Below are 18,052 nucleotides of genomic sequence, written 5' to 3'. Positions count from 1 at the left end.
GGTCAGGCTTTTGCTATAATGCATAAATCAGCTCTGATCCTGCTCAATCAGTTCAATCCATTCGTTATACTCTGTCTGTAGCTTCGTGTATTCATCCTGCAGCTGACGATATTCATGTGCCAGATTCTCTGACTTGTCCTGCTGCATCTCACGCTCTACTTCCAGAAGGCGCAGCTGATGTGCTGTTACCTCATATCGTTCTACAACATCCTGGAGCTCGGACTCGAGAGCCTTCTTCTCCCCTTGCAAGGAATTCAAGCTCAATAAGGCAGAATCCTTCTCTCGTTCCAGCTCAGCCAACCGACCATCACCTGCAGCAACTTGCTTCTGCCAGCTGCTGACCTCATCAGCTAATTTGCTGCGATCTTCTTCCCATTCCTGCTGCTGTGCCGCCAGCTTCTCATATCTCGACTGGAATTCCTGCTTCTGATGCAAGGCTTCTTCCTGAAGCAGCATCCAATGCTGTTCTTTATGAGACCACTCTTCGAGCTCAGACATTAAGCTCTTCTCATGTTCATTCCATTGGTTCTGCTCAGCACGCAGTTTGGATACAGCTTCTTCAAGCTCCTCATATTTGAGCTGCCATTCAATAGCTTCTTCCTCCGCTTCATCCAGCAGGGATTGACGTTTCGACATCTGTTCCTTGACTTTGTCATGCTCAGCTTCGATCGCAAGCAATTGCTTGCGAATATTAGCCTGCTCTTGTTCGTATTCAGAAATGAGCTGCTTGTACTGTTGTTCCTGACTTACCGACTGCTCATAATCAGCACGAAGCGCTTCATATTGCTCCTGCAGTTCAGGAAGCTGCTGGGACAGTGCTTCTCGTTCAGACTGTACACGCTTCATCTCAGCAGCGGCATGCTCCAGATCACTGCGCACACTTTGCAGCTCGGCTTGCGTCTCTTCCAATCGTTCAGTCGCTTCAAGGACCTCTGTCTCCAGCGCACTAATCTCTTGTTTATGCTGCTCTGCTGCCATTCTCCAGCTCTTCTCGCTGCCCGACAGCGAAGCAACCTCATTCTGCAATTGTCGTGTTGCTGCATGAGCCTGCTCCAGCACTTTCTGCAGTCGCCGCTGCTCCTGCTCGGCCTTCTCACCCGCCTGCTTAAGACTGGAGATCTCGCGCTGACTCGCCGCATGCTGATCCTGAATCTTACGAAGCTGAGCAGAGCTTGCAGCTTCTTTGTCGATGGCTTCCTGAATTTTGGCCTTAAGCTGCTCAGCTATCTCTTGGGCCTTCGCCGCTTCCTGCTCTGCTGTACGTAGCTTGGCTTGAAGAGACGAGCTGTTATCCTTCACATCGGATATCTGCTGTTCAAGCTCCTGGATTCGGCGAGTATGCTTCGCAATCGTATCCTGCCCTTGTGAAGCATTGGATTCAAGCTCGGAGACGCGAGTCTGCTCCTGCTCCAATCTGCCGTTAAGCTCCTTCAGCTTGTCTTCTTCCTCAGCAAGCTGGGCAAGAGCTTCCTCCAGCTGATTCTCTGCTTCAGCCCGCTCTTCCTCGAGCTGCTTCTGAAGCACTTCAATATCCTGCTCAAGCTTCTGTTCACGCTCATTGTACTTACGCATAAGCTCTTCCTTAACGGAATTCAGCTCTTCGCGATACTGCTCATAAGCTGCTGCTTCAGCTCGCTCTGCTTCCTGAACAGCCATGCTCTCCGCTGCCTTAAGCCGTTCCTCCATCTCGCTCTTCGCTTCGATCAGTCGTTCCTCGTACGCTTCCTTGACTTCGGCAAGATCACTGTCAGCCTGCTGGAGCTGATGATTCAGATCATGAACTGAGTTCTCCAGCTTCTTGATCTGTTCCTCAGCTTGAGACTTGAAGTTGAGGAGTTCTGCACCCTTAGCCTCTTCATCCAGCAGCATTTGTGTTATTTCATCCACCTGCTGCTGTGCTTCAGCTTCGGCCTGAGCCTTAATAGATGCGACTTCTTGAAGCTGCGTTTCCTTGAACGCACTTAACTTCGCTTCTGCTTCCTCCTCTGCTGTGAGGATCCGTGCATCCGCTGCTGTCCGCACTTCTTGAATCTTGATATTTAGCTGTCCAAGCTTATCCTCGCTCGCCTTCAAAGCATTTTTCCATTCCTGCTCCTTGGAACTAAGCGTCTTCTGCCACTCCTGCTCTTTGAGATTCAATTGCTGCTCGAGCTTCGCATACTTCGCTGCTGCTTGGTCGGTTAGTTCCTTCAGCTTTGCCTCATGCTGTTTCTGAAGAGCCGCCTTCTCTGATTGCAGTCTTGATTCTAACTGATTCCGTTCCTGCTGAATCTTGTCTGCTTGTGCTGACTTCTGCTCAAGCTGCTTCCGCAGCTCCCGCTCCTTGGAAGCAGCTTCTTCGATAAGCTTGTTATGCTTCGCTTCCTGCTCTGCAGCTTCATTCTTACGTCTTGCTTCAAACTGCTCTGTCAGCTCTTTCTGCTTCTGCTGAGCCTGCTGCTGCCACTTCTTCTCATTCTGCTGCGAACGATTGAGAAGCTCGTTATAGCTGTGCTCGGCTTTCTTCAGCTCCTCTTCTCGAAGGAGTGTCTTCGACAGCGCCTCTTCCAGCTGCGATTTCAATGTTCGCTGCTCTTCATTACGTACCTTCTCCAGCTGCGCGAGTGCCTGCTGTGCATTTTGCTTCTCTTTATCCAGAGCAGCTCTTGCTTCTTCGAGCTGCTTAAATTTCTCCATCTGCTGTTCATAAGTATCCTGTAGCTTCGACAACTCACTTCCGAGCTGAGTCTTCTCACCGGTTACCATCTTCAGCTCATTCTTGATCTGTTGAACCTGCAAAGATTCCTCAGCCATATGTACTGCAGTCAAGACGGCAAGTCTCGGTGTATCCAGTCTGGAATGGGTCTTGGATATTGCATTCATTCTTTCGTCGACCAGGCTTGCAACCTGTTTCATATATTCGGCACTGCTGCCGACCAATTTATAAGAAGTCCCGTAGATGTCTACGGTGACGCGAGTACGATTAGGTGTAGTCACAGTTGTGCCCTCCTTCATGTCTGTCTTGTTGATTCTAAGTTGAAAAAAAATCACATCGAACCTTGATGTTTAAGGATTCGATGTGACTTAGGGCAATTCCTGCAATTTTTTTCTCAAAAAATAAAGGGTAAATCAGGAAAAAACTTATTTGCGAAGTTCAGCCCCGGTTTTATCGGACAGATCCGTCAGCACCTTCGTATGAACTGCCGTAATTTCCTCTTCAGTCAGGGTGTGATCCTTGTGACGATATGTTAGTGCAAGGGCAATACTCTTCTTGCCTTCTCCCACTTTCTCCCCTGTATAAATATCGAATACTTGTACCGATTGAAGCAATTCACCAGCAGACTCCCGGATCGAAGACATCAAGACGCCGGCCTCTACCGATTGCTCTACAACCACTGCAATATCACGGGAAACTGCAGGGAAGCGCGGCAGCTCACGATAAACTAGCGGAGGAAGAGCCTCATCATACAAGGCTTCAAGGGACAATTCCGCTATATACGTATCTCCTAGATCGTAGGCCAGCTGAAGCTCAGGATGGACTTGACCGAGTGTTCCTACGAGCACCTGCTCCTCACCGGAAATCTTCAGATATATGGAAGCCGACCGTCCCGGATGATAGTCCTTCGGCTGATTCGCAGCGTAGCTGATCTGACCTTCAAGTCCGAGGTATGCAAATATGGATTCCACAGCACCTTTAAGATCAAAGAAATCGACCTTCTCAGCTGTAATATTCCACTGCTTCTCAATGCGATTACCGGACAAGAGCAGAGACAGCACTGGAATTTCCTTAGGCTGCTTCGTCAGTGTCTCTTCTTCTGTATAAAAAACACTGCCGATCTCAAACAGCGCGAGACTCTCCTGCTTGCGGTTACGGTTGTACTGTGCTGCCTCCAGCATTTGTGGAAGTGCGCTAGTTCTCAGTACACTGAGCTCTTCGCTCATCGGCATAGCAAGCTTCACTGACTGGCTGCCTGCCGTCAAGGCTGAAAATAGTGTCGACCGCTCCGGATTAACGAAGGAGTAACTGATCATCTCCTGATATCCTGCGTTTGACAAAAGGCCACGCAGCGCTCTGCGGATGAGCTGCGGCTTCGTCAGTGATCCCGCAGTCGTAGGTCCTTCAATTACCGTTGTTGGAATATGATCGTATCCGTATAGACGGGCAACCTCTTCAATAAGATCCACATCCCGCGTAATATCTCCCCGGCGTGTTGGAACAGTGACAAGAAGCTCGTTCTCTTGAGCCGTCTCATAGGTGAAATGCAGGCGATCAAAAATCGCATGAATTTCCTCAGCAGAGAGCGATGTACCCAGATAGTTATTTACTTTGGTCACAGAGAGAGCAATCACTCGCTCTTCATTGGAGCCTGCTGTGGACTCCACAATTCCCGGATGCACATTTCCTCCAGCATAAGCACTGATCAGTGATGCAGCACGGTTCAATGCAGGAATGACAGAACCAGGATCTACATTTTTCTCAAAACGAAGACTGGATTCTGAACGCAGTCCGAGTTCGCGGGATGTCTTGCGAACCGTGGTGCCGTCGAACTTAGCTGATTCCAATAAGATATTAGCTGTATCACTCGTAACTTCGGAATTCTGTCCACCCATTACACCGGCAATTGCGACCGGTTTAGCACCATCTGTAATCAGCAGCATCGTGTCTTTCAGTTTACGTTCCTGGTCGTCAAGCGTAATCATCGTTTCGCCTTCGGTTGCTCGGCGAACGACGATACTGCCTCCCGACAGCTGATCCGCATCAAATGCATGCAGCGGCTGGCCATATTCGAGCATAACGTAGTTGGTAATATCCACGATGTTATTAATCGGGCGGATACCGGCTGCCATCAGACGATTTTGCATCCATAGCGGAGATGGCTTAATCGATACACCGCTAATATATCTAGCCGAGTAATGAGTGCATAGCTCAGGAGCATCGACTTGAACGGAGATATGGTCTGCTGCCGCTGAGCCAGACTCTTTAAGATCTGCTTCCGGTGCTGGCAATGTAATATCTCTGCTCAAGATGGCACTAACCTCGTAAGCAGCTCCAATCATAGATAATGCATCTGAACGGTTTGGCGTAAGATCGAGCTCAAGTACATGGTCATTAAGACCCAGTACCTGCTCAATCGGTGTACCTACTTCAAGCTCAGCCGGCAGTACGAGGATTCCTTCCTGCAGCTCTTTAGGCAAGAGCTTGTCATTTAGTCCGAGCTCTTTGGCAGAACAGATCATCCCTTGGGACAGGGCGCCGCGCAGCTTGGCTTTTTTTATTTCTAGACCGCCGGGCAATTTCGCTCCGACAAGAGCGACAGGAACTTTCTGGCCTGCGTCTACATTTTTTGCTCCACATACGATCTGAAGCTCTTCCCCAAGTCCTGCATCGACTTTACAAATGTTCAGCTTATCCGCATCTGGATGCTTCTCCTTGCTAATTACGTAGCCGACGACAACTTTGGTCACACCTTGATTTCGATTTTCTACAATATCAATTTCAATTCCCGCACGTGTGATGCGCTCAGCCAAATCCTGAGGTGCAACACCCTCTAGAGAAATATAATCAGATAACCATTCTGTTGATACTCTCACGTTACGATCACTTCCTTCTATTTATATAAGCTTCTAATTCAGTCTGTTGAAAGGGTATTATAATCTGGCAAATTGCTTCAGGAATGAGAGGTCACTGTTATAGAAATGACGAATATCATCAACTCCATATTTCAGCATTGCGATCCGTTCTACACCCATACCAAATGCAAAGCCGCTGTATTCCTTAGGATCATAGCCGCCCATCTCAAGTACGTTAGGATGAACCATACCCGCTCCTAGAATTTCAATCCAGCCGGTTTGTTTACACAAACGACAGCCAGCTCCTCCGCACTTGATACAGGTAACATCGACCTCAACACTAGGCTCGGTAAATGGGAAGAAGCTTGGACGAAGACGAATCTCTGTATGTGCTCCGAACATTTCACGCACGAACTGGAGCAATGTACCCTTCAGGTCACTCATCCGAATGTTTTTACCGACGACAATTCCTTCTACCTGATGGAACTGGAAGGAATGCGTAGCATCATCATCATCGCGCCGATATACTTTACCTGGAACAATGACCTTCACAGGGGATTCACCTTGCATTGCAAGCATGGTACGAACCTGTACAGGAGAAGTATGTGTACGCATCAGAATATCTTCTGTAATGTAGAAGGAATCCTGCATGTCACGGGCCGGATGATTCTTCGGCAGGTTGAGCGCTTCAAAGTTGTAATAGTCCGTTTCGACCTCTGGACCCTCAGCGACCTGATACCCCATACCGACAAAGATATCCTCAAGATCCTGGATAACCTTCGTTAATGGATGGAGCCCGCCTTCTGGCAGACGACGTCCCGGCAGCGTAATATCGATCGTTTCCTTCGCCAGGCGCTTCTCGGTTTCTGCTCTTTGAAATGCTTCCTGCTTCTCTTCAATTACAGCTTCGATTGCACCACGAACGTCGTTTGCCACCTGTCCAATGACCGGACGTTCCTCTGCACTCAGTGCTCCCATACCACGCAAAATTTCAGTAAGCGCGCCTTTTTTACCTAAATATTTCACCCTTATATCGCCAAGTGCCTGTGCATCATTTACGCCTGCCAGCTCAGCAAGCGCATCATTCTTCAAAGCTTCCAATCTTTCTTTCATGGCGTTCAGCAGCCTCCTTCAATTGCCCTAAGATTTTGTTCAACAAAAAAAGGCCTTCTCTCCCGATGAAGGGACGAAAAGACCGTGGTACCACCCTTGTTAGATTCATGTACAGCTGTTCATATAGCTATCTATCCTCAGCCATATCCGCTCTACGATTTCAATCTCACTTTAGCACGTTCATAACGGGACGTGAACCGGTATCCTCTACTGACATACAAGGTATAAAGTACATACTGTCCATACCCTGTCTAATGTTCAAGGAACTGCTCCGGAGCGAACTTCGACAGCCTGATTTCGTAGAAACGCTCTCAATCTCTGGCGCTTCCTCCCTGTTCAAAGGCACTGTGTACTCTTCTCCATCTAAGCATTTGATTCGTTTAAGTCTTGCCTAGTTTGCTACATTATTATACGCAAATGCGTCTTCACTCGCAAGCCCCACAACCAAAATAGGCTATCCTCTCTCTTTGGAAGACCGCTTTTCCTTCTTTTGCAAGGCTGCCAGCTGTGAACGTATCTCCCGAATCTCTTGCAGTGTAGCACTGTCCATATAATAAGATTCAACATTTGCCCGTTGCCCGGAGTTCACTTGATCGTAACTAGACCCTGTCAGCAGTTCATTCAAACGATGCTGCAGCTGAATCCGCAGGTCTTCCTCCTCACGATCCTCCGGCGTTTCACTCTTTCTAGCCAAATGCTCCTCGTATTCCTGTACCGTCCCATCGAATATGCGTAAAGGCTCATGCTTACCCATGTGGAGCAGCTGATTAGCCAGCTTACGGACAAGTGTCCGATCGTGAGATACAAATACGAACGAGCCCTCGTAATTCAGCAGCGCTTCCTCCATGACTTCTCTAGTGTCAATGTCCAGATAATTGGTAGGCTCATCAAGAACGAGCAGGTTAGAACCGCTGAAGTACAGCCTTATAAAAGCAGCTCTGCATTTCTCACCCATGCTCAGCTCTCCAATCTTCTTGAACACGTCATCCCGTGAAAACAAGAAATTACCCAGCATGGTCCGCGCTTCTGTTTGTGTCATGAACGGATTAATGAGCAAGCTGTCGAGCAAAGTCATCTCTGGCTGTAGACCTTCAAGCTCCTGCGAGAAATAACCTATTTTGGTCTTGGGATGATGGTTCACCTCTCCTTTTTGCGGAGACAACTCGCCGGTGATCAGCTTTAACAGTGTCGTTTTCCCAGCACCATTCACGCCTTGGAGAGCAATCCTCTTCCCACGCTCAACGACCAGGTTAATCCCGGAGAATACAGGGGTTTGAGCGGCAGGGTAAGTGTACTCCACGTCTCTGAGCTGTAAAAATGTCCTTGCGCCAAATTCGCCATCCTTTAAATCTACACTGACTTTAGGACCCTCGCGCGGCTTCTCAACCCGCTCTCCCTCGAGCCTTTCAAGCTGCTTCTGCTTCGCGTGATATCTTGATATATTTTTGTTTGCCCTTGCCTTGTAATAACTCGCTGCTATTCTTGACTCGGTTACATTCCCTGCATTTCGGTGCGATATCTTAAACCATTCCTGGTATTTACGGATGGACTCCTCCAACGCCTGCTTAGCAAGCTCCTGCTGACGATATTTCGTCGCCTGCTCTCTGCGCTCGCGCTCCTTCTGCAGCTTATATTCCTCATAGCCTCCTGGATATTTATGAGTCCCCTCTGGAGTGAGCTCACAGATACTCGTGGCTACCCGATCTAAAAAAGTCCGGTCATGTGAGACAAAAACAAGGGTGCCTGAATAAGACAATATCCAGCCTTCCAGCCAGACCATGCTCTCATGATCGAGATGATTGGTCGGTTCATCAAGAATAAGCAGCCTCGGTTTTCTCGTTAACAGTGCTGATAGGCGCAGCCTGGTCTTCTGACCTCCACTTAGTGAGCTAAAGGAGCGTTCCCATAATTCTTCTCCAATACCGAGATGTGTCATCATTCGCTCAAGCTCCGCCTCTTTAGAATAACCACCGAAGGCTTCATATTGCTCAAGGATCTCTCCATAGCGTTGAAGCAAATCGGGAGAAGGATCAGGTTCAGAGGCGAGCTGTTCCTCGACCTTCTGAAGATCCATTTTTAATACTCCCCAAGTTCCGCTCTCTACATAGGCAATCTGCTTAACACTCAGATGTTCCTCCGGTTTAAAGTCCTGACGCATAAATCCGATTTCCTCAGACTCAAGATGGACGGTTAATGTACCTTCCGTCGGCTGTTCACTGCCTGTCAGAATATTTAGCAGCGTCGTCTTGCCACAACCATTCCGTCCAAACAGAGCAATACGCTCATTCTCATTAACCTCCATATTGACATGTCCGAACAATTTCTTTCCGTTCCAATCCTTACTAATCTCACGCATATGAATAAGTGTTGTCATACCGTATCTCCCTCTTTCTGTACAAAAGCTAAAACACCGCAGGCAAGGAGCCTGCGGCTTAGACGTTCATCTATAGAAGAAGCGTACTTTGGAGGATAGGAGGACAGGTAAAGATACACCTGCGGTACGTGAGCAAGCAGAGCTGACCGGTTCAAGTCCAGCACGAGGCCACGGATCAGACAGCACAAATAACCACACGTATCCTATCAGTAGAAATAAGCACACTTGTCCCTAGATACGTCAGCCGCATACAGCTAACCTGCTTCACCATCGGTTTACAGTTATCTCCAGGATTTCGTGTGTTTTACTCCATGATACGTGTGGTTACCTCTCATTCATCATAATTGTTCCTAGTATAGCATGAACTTAAAGAAAGGCAAATATGCAAATGCCTAATTAAGATTATAATAACTTCTCCGGAAACCATTTTAGGAAAGCGTCCGCTACCTGTTTACCTGCTTCACCGTTCGGGTGCGGATCAAATTCATTGCTCATGTATTTCTGCTGAATACGGTGCTCATCCGGTGCTGAACAGGACAGTACTTCTGCGATATCAAATACATAATCCACACCTTCAGGCGGTCTTGTGCGTAACGTCTCGTTCACTGTACGCCAGATTTCTTCCCTCTGCTCTACAAAATTAAACGGAGGAACGGTGAAGAGAATAATCTGAGGATTAGCCTCCGTATTTTGCTTCAGTTTCCGAACAATGACTGTCAGATCTTCAAGCAGCTCCTCGCTGCTGCGCGCGCCAATATCAATGTCATTGACACCCAGCACTACAGCTACGATATCGCCTTGCCTTGCTTTCAGTAGCCATGGCCCATCACTAGCCGCATCATAGGCTCTTGCCCAGCCTGATCCAATATTCCAGACACTGTATTCTGCACTTAATCCGTCTGCAATACGGGCAGCCCAATTTTCATAGCCGTCTTTAGGTGTTCTTACTCCCTGTGTAATAGAGTCACCCAGGAAGACCATACGATGCTTCACTTGTCGTTTATAACCGATAAATGCCGGCAAGACCAGCTGATTCTCCAGCTCGGTGAAGGATGCTCCCGATTCCTCTGAAGCCTTACTCCCTTCTGCAGCATAAGCAGATACAAGCAGTCCATCCGTGTTGTAGGGAAATGACTTCCCTGCCGCTTGCGTCGACAGGGTCCAGGTAAATACCAAGTCACGCCCCGGCAGCACATCGATCGTAAAGACATCACTCCAAAACTGCTCTCCAGGCTGTACGTGCTTCGTATATTCTCCTTCAAATGTAATCGGGGTTCCCGAGCCTGGAACGATACTTCCATCCCGCTCTTCCTGACTTACAGCCACATATGCCGACTCAATCTTCCATTCTCCCCCAGGCATGCTCCCTTTGGCTACAGCTCCCACATCCCAGGTAGAGTCCACCGCATTACTGTGCCAAAATTTCATTTCCAGCGGTTCATTCTCTCGAGGCTTGAAGTACGTTCGATATGTACGTGTGAATGCGGTTTCCTCAATCATTACAAAATTCGTTGCCGTTGACACGGCGGTTGCAGATACGTATTCCCCCAGCATTTCTAATCCACCCTTTTATTCATGTTGTAAGTGTTCAAGTCCAGATAATTCTCCATCATTATACTCCAGCTTCAAAAAACAAATCTATAATCCTATAGAAAAAAGCCTCGCGAAAAATCGCAAGGCTCTCAGTGAAGCGGGTGATGGGAATCGAACCCACGCTACCAGCTTGGAAGGCTGGAGTTCTACCATTGAACTACACCCGCATATATACAATCGGGATGACACGATTTGAACATGCGACCCCCTGGTCCCAAACCAGGTGCTCTACCAAGCTGAGCTACATCCCGTCATCGTTATGTATTCTTACTTAATTGGTGACAACTAATAATATATCACTCACCGTTTATTCTTGCAATAGTTTTTTTGGTATGAGAAGTATTAGAAGCTTTCTAGATAGAATGAACTCATAGATTAAGTGGATAGAACTGTTGTACGGTTATGATGCTAATTAAACAACGCTGCTGCCTATCAATTTTCAACTCTTTATAGTTATAAATTGATTCATTCTAGTATTTATGTATGTCCTATGTTCATTCTATCTAGCCTTTCTAATTATAGACAGCTACCTTTAAGAATCGGGTTTCAAAATCTTCAGACCTAAGGGGTTTGCTGAAAAAGTATCCCTGACCTTCATGACAGTGCTGTTCCTGCAGAAATAGAAGTTGTTCTTCATTCTCTACACCTTCAGCAGTGACCTTAAGCTGTAAATGCTTGGCCATAGAGGTTATCGTAGATACGATGGCCTTGTTGCTGCGGTCCTCCATCAGCTCACGAACGAAAGACTGATCAATCTTCAATCGATCGATTGGAAGCTTCTTAAGATAATGTAACGAGCTGTAGCCGGTCCCAAAATCATCAATGCTAATCTGTACACCTAACTTCTTGATCCGATCCAGAACATCAATTCCCTGATCAAAGTCCAGCATCGTGCTCTCTGTAATTTCCAGTTCAAGACATGTCGGATCAAGGCCCGTATCGAGCAGAACGCGCTGAATTCGATCTGTCAGATGCACATCCTGAAATTGCCGGATGGACAGGTTCACAGAGATCGACAAGGGTCTGTACTGCTGCTGCCATTTTCGATTCTGGGAACACGCCTCCTGAAGCACCCATTCTCCAAGCGGTACTATAAGCCCGCTCTCCTCTGCGATGGGAATAAAATCGGCTGGTGAAATCGTCCCTTTGACCGGATGCTGCCAGCGAACGAGTGCCTCAACACCAACGACCTCATTCGTTCTTAGATCGATTTGCGGCTGGTATTCCAAGTAAAATTCTCCACGCTTCAGGCCCTTTCTGATGTCATGCTCTATCTGCAGGCTTTTCTGTGCCTCCCGTTTCATCGAGACTGCATATCGGTTCAGATCCATCCCATGATCCTTCGCGAAATGAAGGGCTGTATTTGCATTACGAAGTAATTCCTCGGGTGAACTTCCATCAAATGGATAAAGACTTATACCAGCAGACGGGGTAAGGTACAGCTCACGGTCCTTCAATAATAAGGGCTCTTTAAATTGCTGAAGTATTTCACTTACCTGCCTGTTTAATAATTTTGTTTCAACAAATTCACTTAAAACGACAGCATATCGGTCACTGTCCAGCGAGAACACCTCGATTTTGCCGCCTCTGTATTGCTTTATGCGTTCTCCTGTTGTTTTCAGCAGTTGATCACCGAACTGATAACCAAGGGAATCATTTATGATCTTAAAACGGTTGATGTTGATGACCAGCAGACCCACCGTCCGATTCTCTGAATAAGCAGAATGCATACAATCACGTAAATGTAAGATCAAAGATCTCCGATTCGGCAATCCCGTGACTTCATTAAAATGAGCCATGTAGTTCAGCTGCTCTCGGGTGACGGTTTGCCGCTCAAGCGGAATTGTGACATAAAGGTTGAAATACACCTCTTGAAAAATTAAATAGGCCAGCAGCTGAAAAATCATGGACAGCGTAAAAGAGAGATCCGATACGTCTTGAATCTGCAGTATAAAGCCTTGACTGACAATACAAAATATCATACCAAGTATAAGGTTCTTGCTCACATTCATTGCTCGTTTTACCTTTGAAAATAGCAGCCCCAGAAGAGCCAATATTAAGAAGGACAAAAGAGAAATATGTATCACATAATGAATTGGATTTACAATCTCGTTCAAGGGGTCATAAATGCTAAAGATGTAGTCAAGATTGTCGTTGTTTTGTAGAAGGAGAAGCAGGACTGCCATATATAGTAGAGCAGCGCCTAATCCTATAGATTTATGGATGGGACGCTCCTGGGATTTCGGAGAAGAAAACCCGAGATAAAGCATACCCATTACACAGAGCAACCGAGTCAAAAATACGATGATTATGACATCGGAGGTATCCACCAGCAGCTCATTTCTGAAGGAAATTCCGCTATAGTGTATGAATAATAGCAATTCCAAAAAACCTGCTGCAAAAAATACAGAAGCAATATACTGCCCGTTATGTGTTCTATGCCCCTGTTCCAGTAGCCTTGCCTGGTTAAAAGCAGAGAAGCAGATAATTAACGAACAAAGAGAGATGCCCATTCCAAATAAATTAATCATTTCCTGACTAAGCTCTGAAGATAAGGAAGGCATTATCCATGGGTTCAAGATACATAATATAAGACCAGCACCCGCAGTCCATAAGAACTTGGGATGTCTCAACTTAATGCTCATAGCATTTATTGATGCCTCCTAAATATTGTCCGTAAAGTACATTTTTTCTTATGTTAGCGTATAATTTACAGTTGAGATGTGACATATTCCAACATTTTCTTCGATATCCACTGGACTATAATACCATTTAATCAGCAAACTTTGTACTATTTTTTTGATTTATACATGCGTAAATGCGTAAATTATAGGTATTAAGACTCAAACACAGAAAAACACTCTCTACAATTTTGTAGAGAGTGCCTAGTCATGGAATATTGCGAGCAAAACGGCTAGTGCTCAACCCCAGGATCGACTCATCGTTCCTAATGGGATTAATGCAGAATCCTCACTTATCAAAGTTTACTTCGGGTGTAGTAAGCGTATCATAAAAATCTACGACCCGATCTTTGTCATCTGAATTACGAAGTGCCATGGCAGAGCGAGGATGCTCGTCAAGATGACCTGTTATCATATATGGGAGGATATATCCCCACTCTTCTTTCTCACGTAAAGGTACAAGGAGCTGCTCCAGCGCATCAAGTACAGGGCGGAGCTTGTATTTGGTTCCTTTCAAATGAGCGATTAACAGCTCCGTCGGACAATTTCCGGCAGCACGGCCCATTCCATACACGGAAGCATCCAGCAGTTCAACACCAAGCTCAGAAGCGATTAGCGTGTTGGAGAATGCGAGCTGCATGTTATTGTGGGTGTGAACACCAAGCCGTTTGTTAGGCAGATGAAGCTTGAACTTCTCAACCAGATATTTAATGTCACTGTGATCCAGGCTTCCATATGAATCGACAATGTATACAACATCAACTACGCTCTCATTGATCATCTCAAATGCTTCAAGAAGCTCGTTCTCCATCACATTAGATAACGCCATAATATTAAGAGTCGTTTCGTAACCACGCTCATGGAAGATGCGTACCAGCTCTAGACCCTTGTCCACATCCTTGATATAGCAAGCAACACGGATCAAATCCAGCATACTTTCGCTGCGGGGAAGAATGTCATTTTCGTCTACTCTTCCGATGTCTACCAGTGCGGACAGCTTGGTGTTGCCCTTTTGCGGAATGACCTTTCTTAAGAAATCATCGTTCAAGAAGCGCCAAGGCCCTGCTTTATCGGCACCCTTCAGCAGCTTAGGGGAGTTTTTATATCCAACCTCCATATATTCAACGCCTGCTTCATTTAAGCTCTCATACAGCTTCTGTACAAATTCCACACTGAAATCCCAATTATTCACGAGGCCGCCGTCTCGGATTGTACAGTCTACTATCTTGCTATGATTTGTCATCGTCTTCATGGCTAAGCTCCTTTGTATGCCTACTTTATTTCTCTCATGATACTTGAACGTGGAATGAAAAGTAAAGTGAAGCTTGGCCTAATCTGACACTCTAGCTTACTTATGTGCCTGATCAAGCGGTTGAATCTCTTCGGGAGATATCTGCTGCTCTCCATATCTGACTTTGTTATATAAAGCTATCAACTGGTGTAACAGTTCTTCTCTATACGGAAAATGCCTATGATGGATTTCTTTATGTTCTGTCAGCCATTTCCCTAACTCATTAGGCGTGAGTGATGAAGGCGGGGGTCCTGCTTCCTTACCCGCCTGCTCTATAACAGATTTATAATAATAACGAATTCTCTGCTCTGGTTCGACCGGGACTCGCTGCTTACGGAACTTGCGAAAAAAATCTTTCTTCGGTCTGTTCTCAATCGTCTCCGTTATATCGATATAAGCAATTCTTTCTGGGATTGGAGCCTCGTCTTGGGGTGTGCTTCTGGATTGAAGATATGCGCTTACCTTCTTGAGCAGCCTCCACAGACCATAACCAATTAATAATAAGAAGGCGAGCACTGCGAGCATGACCAACGCGTTCAGTACCCAATCCCATACGGGGGATGGTTCACTTGAAGGTTCCGCTTCAGCGGGAGGGAATAGAAGTCCTTCCGAAGGAAGCTGGGGGATCGTCTCGGGTATTTCTTCCGAAGGCTCTCCATCAAACAATGTACGAAACCAGCTCGTAAATCCGTTCCACAGGTAATTAAACAACTCCGACAGATAATTAAATGACCCCAAGATGATGACAATGACCAGGAAGAGGAGCATCCGTGTCCGGTTCAGCTCGGAAAAACTCTTTATTTGCGGTCTCTTACCTTCCATGTCTAAGGTGGCCCGCCTCATTTCGCGTGAATGTCTTGTCCATACGTAGACTAGAAATCCGATGATACCGGCCGCATAAATACTCATCGTATGATCATCCAGTATAGGTACTCTCGTGGCAATCACGCTTAATGCAAGCAGTGAAATAAGTCCCGTATATTGCAGACGATCCGCAGGAGCCAATCTTAATCTTCGATTACCTAGAGAGAATCCGCGAAATGCCGCTCCCGCTCCTGCCACTGCTGCCAGAAGTACAGGGATCAAAGTTTGATTTGCTTGGAATAGAAGCGTTCCGATTCCGGAGATGATCATTCCAGCTATAAATGATACACTTCCAGCCATAAGCCTGTTATGAATTGCTGATCTGAGCCATATTGCTGCCAGGAGACCTATCCCGAGCAAGATGAAAGTATAAACAGGGCTCATCGACAGTCCAAAAACAGAGAGCAGTACAATTAACGGATAAACATAGACGAGCTCCATCAAGCCCAGCATATACACTCGTATAGGTACCGCTTGATCATGATCCTTACTCATCTTCCTGCCTCCTTGTACTCCTGATCTGAATCAAGGTATACAATGCTGACTTTATTCCCGCCGCTTCTAAGTCGATGCAGCTGTTCCTCCATTCCAGGCGAGACAAAAGGCGTAATTAACAAGTAATCCTGCCGTTCCCCTGAATCAAGCTGCCTGTCTGCCTCATCCATGAGCACCTGATCCATCGGCATCAAACACTTCAGTTGTACTTCAGCCATGGCGTGCATTATATATTCTGCGTGAAGAACCCCATAGTCAGCATCAATTCGTACGAGTGAATTTGATCCTAAAGCGTATGCATTATGCATAAATCCTGTTTTTAGTCCTTTGCTCACTGCATCATTCACCGCTGTTGCGGCATAGGATAGACCTCTCTCCGCCATACCGGGCTTCGTTACGACACTCCACATGTCACTGGATTCCTGAATATTGAATATAATGAGCGTTTGCGGATCTGAACTGTAGCCTTGTTTATATACCTGCAGTTGTCCCGTTCTCGCACTTGCTGTCCAATGAATTCGATTCATCGGATCACTCGCTCCATATTCTCTGACACCAAGAATAAGAAACGGATCCTCTACGATCCAGCGGGATACCTCAAGCTCGCCTTGCCAAACCTTATAGCTCGTCGGCATTTCGTGATCAGCAAGGAGTGCAGGGAATACGGTGATCTGAACCGATACAGGCTGCTTCTTCGCGTGGGAATAGACACCCAGAAGGTCACCACCTGTCATGGTCACCGTTTCCAATTGATACACACCCCGATGCTGACAAGTAAAGAAATGCTTCCGCGTAATTCGGGTATAAGGCTTAAGCGAGAACAAGCTTTGATGATTTTGATAAATATCTCCTCTGCTGATGCCAAGTTCAGCGCCTGTATGAAATATAAAAGAAGCCGGCATCATTGCCTCTAAGCGAAGCCAGGGTACGGGAAGTCTTTTCTCATTCGAAATCTTCTCGACCATCTCAAGCTCATCCCCGGCATAACACTGCTGCTTCGCAAACTCGCGCTGATACGAAATTCTCTTCAGTGCAGGTACTCCAAGCAGGATACCTTGAGCAAGAACAAGCAGAAGTCCAACGACAAGAAACCACAGAAGCTCCATCGTTTATTGCACACTGCTTTCTACACTTGTTCTGTCGCTCGGCACAGGAATTTGTGAAATGATATCACTTAACAGCGCTTCAGCCTTCCCCTCCTGCTGCTTGGATCGATGTTTGAATACGAGCCGATGTGACAATACAGGCAGCGCTAGAGCCTTTATATCATCAGGCAGTACATATTCTCTGCCTTGTATGGCTGCCCGGGCCTGTGCTGCCTTAAGCAGCGCTTGTGTTCCTCGCGGGCTTACGCCCAGCGCAATATCCGGATGATGTCTTGTTGCGTCAGCGATAGCTATAATATAGCGCATCAAATCTTCCTGGACGCGAACGGCTGTATACACCGATTGTGCAGCTACGATGTCACGCTGGGCTACAACCGCAGATACACCTGTTATGAAATTCCCGCTTATCGTACGCCGCAAAATTTCTACACTTTCCTCCTGAGTAGGGTAACCCATGCTCATCTTGAGCATAAAGCGGTCCATTTGTGCCTCTGGTAATGGAAATGTCCCTTGATTATCTACAGGATTTTGGGTAGCGATGACAATAAAAGGCTTTTTGAGCTCATGTGTGTGCCCATCCACACTGATCTGTCTCTCCTCCATGCATTCCAGCAAGCTGGATTGTGTTCTCGGTGTCGCCCGGTTAATTTCATCAGCAAGAATTAAATTAGCGAATAGAGGACCTTCCCGAAATTCAAACTCTCCTTCCTTCTGATTATAAAAATGAATACCCGTCAGGTCAGAGGGCAATAGATCAGGAGTAAACTGGACTCGTCTAAATGTACAATCTAAAGAGGCTGCCATCGTTTTGGCCAGCAAAGTCTTCCCGGTACCTGGTACATCCTCAAGCAGTATATGACCTGAGGCAATCATCGCGATCAGCATTAAATCCACTGTATCATCTTTGCCCACAATGACTTTTGCCATATTTGCTCTGAGCTCGGCTGCCACTTGTGCGATTTCTTGAATTTCCATAACGATGCTT

General features: G+C 46.6%; 10 protein-coding genes and 2 tRNA genes. All 12 read right to left on the bottom strand.

Annotated features, from left to right (window positions below):
* Positions 1-27: 27 nt before the first annotated feature.
* Positions 28-2,976 (bottom strand): hypothetical protein, encoded by a 2,949-nt coding sequence (locus PUW25_RS07580; protein WP_047910015.1) that lies wholly within the window; start codon positions 2,974-2,976, stop codon positions 28-30.
* A 144-nt stretch (positions 2,977-3,120) separates the two neighbouring features.
* Positions 3,121-5,571 carry a phenylalanine--tRNA ligase subunit beta gene (pheT, locus tag PUW25_RS07575; RefSeq protein WP_047910016.1) on the bottom strand — a complete coding sequence of 817 codons (2,451 nt, stop codon included), beginning with the start codon at positions 5,569-5,571 and terminating at the stop codon, positions 3,121-3,123.
* 57 nt (positions 5,572-5,628) lie between these two features.
* Entirely contained in the window at positions 5,629-6,663 is a 1,035-nt protein-coding gene (gene pheS / locus PUW25_RS07570) for a phenylalanine--tRNA ligase subunit alpha (RefSeq protein ID WP_047910017.1), read from the bottom strand.
* A gap of 454 nt (positions 6,664-7,117) precedes the next feature.
* On the bottom strand, positions 7,118-9,037 hold the full coding sequence (gene abc-f, locus PUW25_RS07565; RefSeq protein WP_047910018.1) for a ribosomal protection-like ABC-F family protein: 1,920 nt from the start codon (positions 9,035-9,037) through the stop codon (positions 7,118-7,120).
* A gap of 402 nt (positions 9,038-9,439) precedes the next feature.
* A complete protein-coding gene (locus PUW25_RS07560; RefSeq protein ID WP_047910019.1) occupies positions 9,440-10,591 on the bottom strand; it encodes an SGNH/GDSL hydrolase family protein in 1,152 nt (383 codons plus the stop codon).
* A 135-nt stretch (positions 10,592-10,726) separates the two neighbouring features.
* Positions 10,727-10,797: transfer RNA gene (locus PUW25_RS07555), tRNA-Gly, on the bottom strand.
* 10 nt (positions 10,798-10,807) lie between these two features.
* Positions 10,808-10,881: transfer RNA gene (locus PUW25_RS07550), tRNA-Pro, on the bottom strand.
* Positions 10,882-11,142: 261 nt separating this feature from the next.
* Entirely contained in the window at positions 11,143-13,143 is a 2,001-nt protein-coding gene (locus PUW25_RS07545) for a putative bifunctional diguanylate cyclase/phosphodiesterase (RefSeq protein WP_337999944.1), read from the bottom strand.
* Positions 13,144-13,600: 457 nt separating this feature from the next.
* Entirely contained in the window at positions 13,601-14,563 is a 963-nt protein-coding gene (locus tag PUW25_RS07540; protein ID WP_238546264.1) for an aldolase catalytic domain-containing protein, read from the bottom strand.
* A 96-nt stretch (positions 14,564-14,659) separates the two neighbouring features.
* Positions 14,660-15,961, bottom strand: coding sequence for a DUF4129 domain-containing protein (locus PUW25_RS07535; RefSeq protein ID WP_047910021.1), 1,302 nt, complete (start codon positions 15,959-15,961; stop codon positions 14,660-14,662).
* Positions 15,958-17,067, bottom strand: coding sequence for a DUF58 domain-containing protein (locus PUW25_RS07530; protein ID WP_047910022.1), 1,110 nt, complete (start codon positions 17,065-17,067; stop codon positions 15,958-15,960). The genes PUW25_RS07535 and PUW25_RS07530 overlap by 4 nt, the downstream gene beginning before the upstream one ends.
* Positions 17,068-17,070: 3 nt before the next feature.
* Positions 17,071-18,042: an AAA family ATPase gene (locus tag PUW25_RS07525; RefSeq protein ID WP_047910023.1), complete on the bottom strand. Its 972-nt coding sequence runs from the start codon at positions 18,040-18,042 to the stop codon at positions 17,071-17,073.
* Positions 18,043-18,052 lie beyond the last annotated feature (10 nt).

The organism is Paenibacillus urinalis, from assembly GCF_028747985.1.
In the GTDB taxonomy this organism is placed as follows: domain Bacteria; phylum Bacillota; class Bacilli; order Paenibacillales; family Paenibacillaceae; genus Paenibacillus; species Paenibacillus urinalis.
Note: the sequence above shows the minus strand (reverse complement) of the source record. Positions and strands in the feature narration are given on the sequence as shown.

What these genes read in the sequence shown, in the direction of transcription:
- abc-f (WP_047910018.1), bottom strand. Translation starts at nt 9,037, where the DNA reads ATGACAACACTTATTCATATGCGTGAGATTAGTAAGGATTGGAACGGA.
- pheS (WP_047910017.1), bottom strand. Translation starts at nt 6,663, where the DNA reads ATGAAAGAAAGATTGGAAGCTTTGAAGAATGATGCGCTTGCTGAGCTG.
- PUW25_RS07540 (WP_238546264.1), bottom strand. Translation starts at nt 14,563, where the DNA reads ATGAAGACGATGACAAATCATAGCAAGATAGTAGACTGTACAATCCGA.
- PUW25_RS07525 (WP_047910023.1), bottom strand. Translation starts at nt 18,042, where the DNA reads ATGGAAATTCAAGAAATCGCACAAGTGGCAGCCGAGCTCAGAGCAAAT.
- PUW25_RS07560 (WP_047910019.1), bottom strand. Translation starts at nt 10,591, where the DNA reads ATGCTGGGGGAATACGTATCTGCAACCGCCGTGTCAACGGCAACGAAT.
- PUW25_RS07545 (WP_337999944.1), bottom strand. Translation starts at nt 13,143, where the DNA reads ATGGGCATCTCTCTTTGTTCGTTAATTATCTGCTTCTCTGCTTTTAAC.
- PUW25_RS07530 (WP_047910022.1), bottom strand. Translation starts at nt 17,067, where the DNA reads ATGGAGCTTCTGTGGTTTCTTGTCGTTGGACTTCTGCTTGTTCTTGCT.
- PUW25_RS07535 (WP_047910021.1), bottom strand. Translation starts at nt 15,961, where the DNA reads ATGAGTAAGGATCATGATCAAGCGGTACCTATACGAGTGTATATGCTG.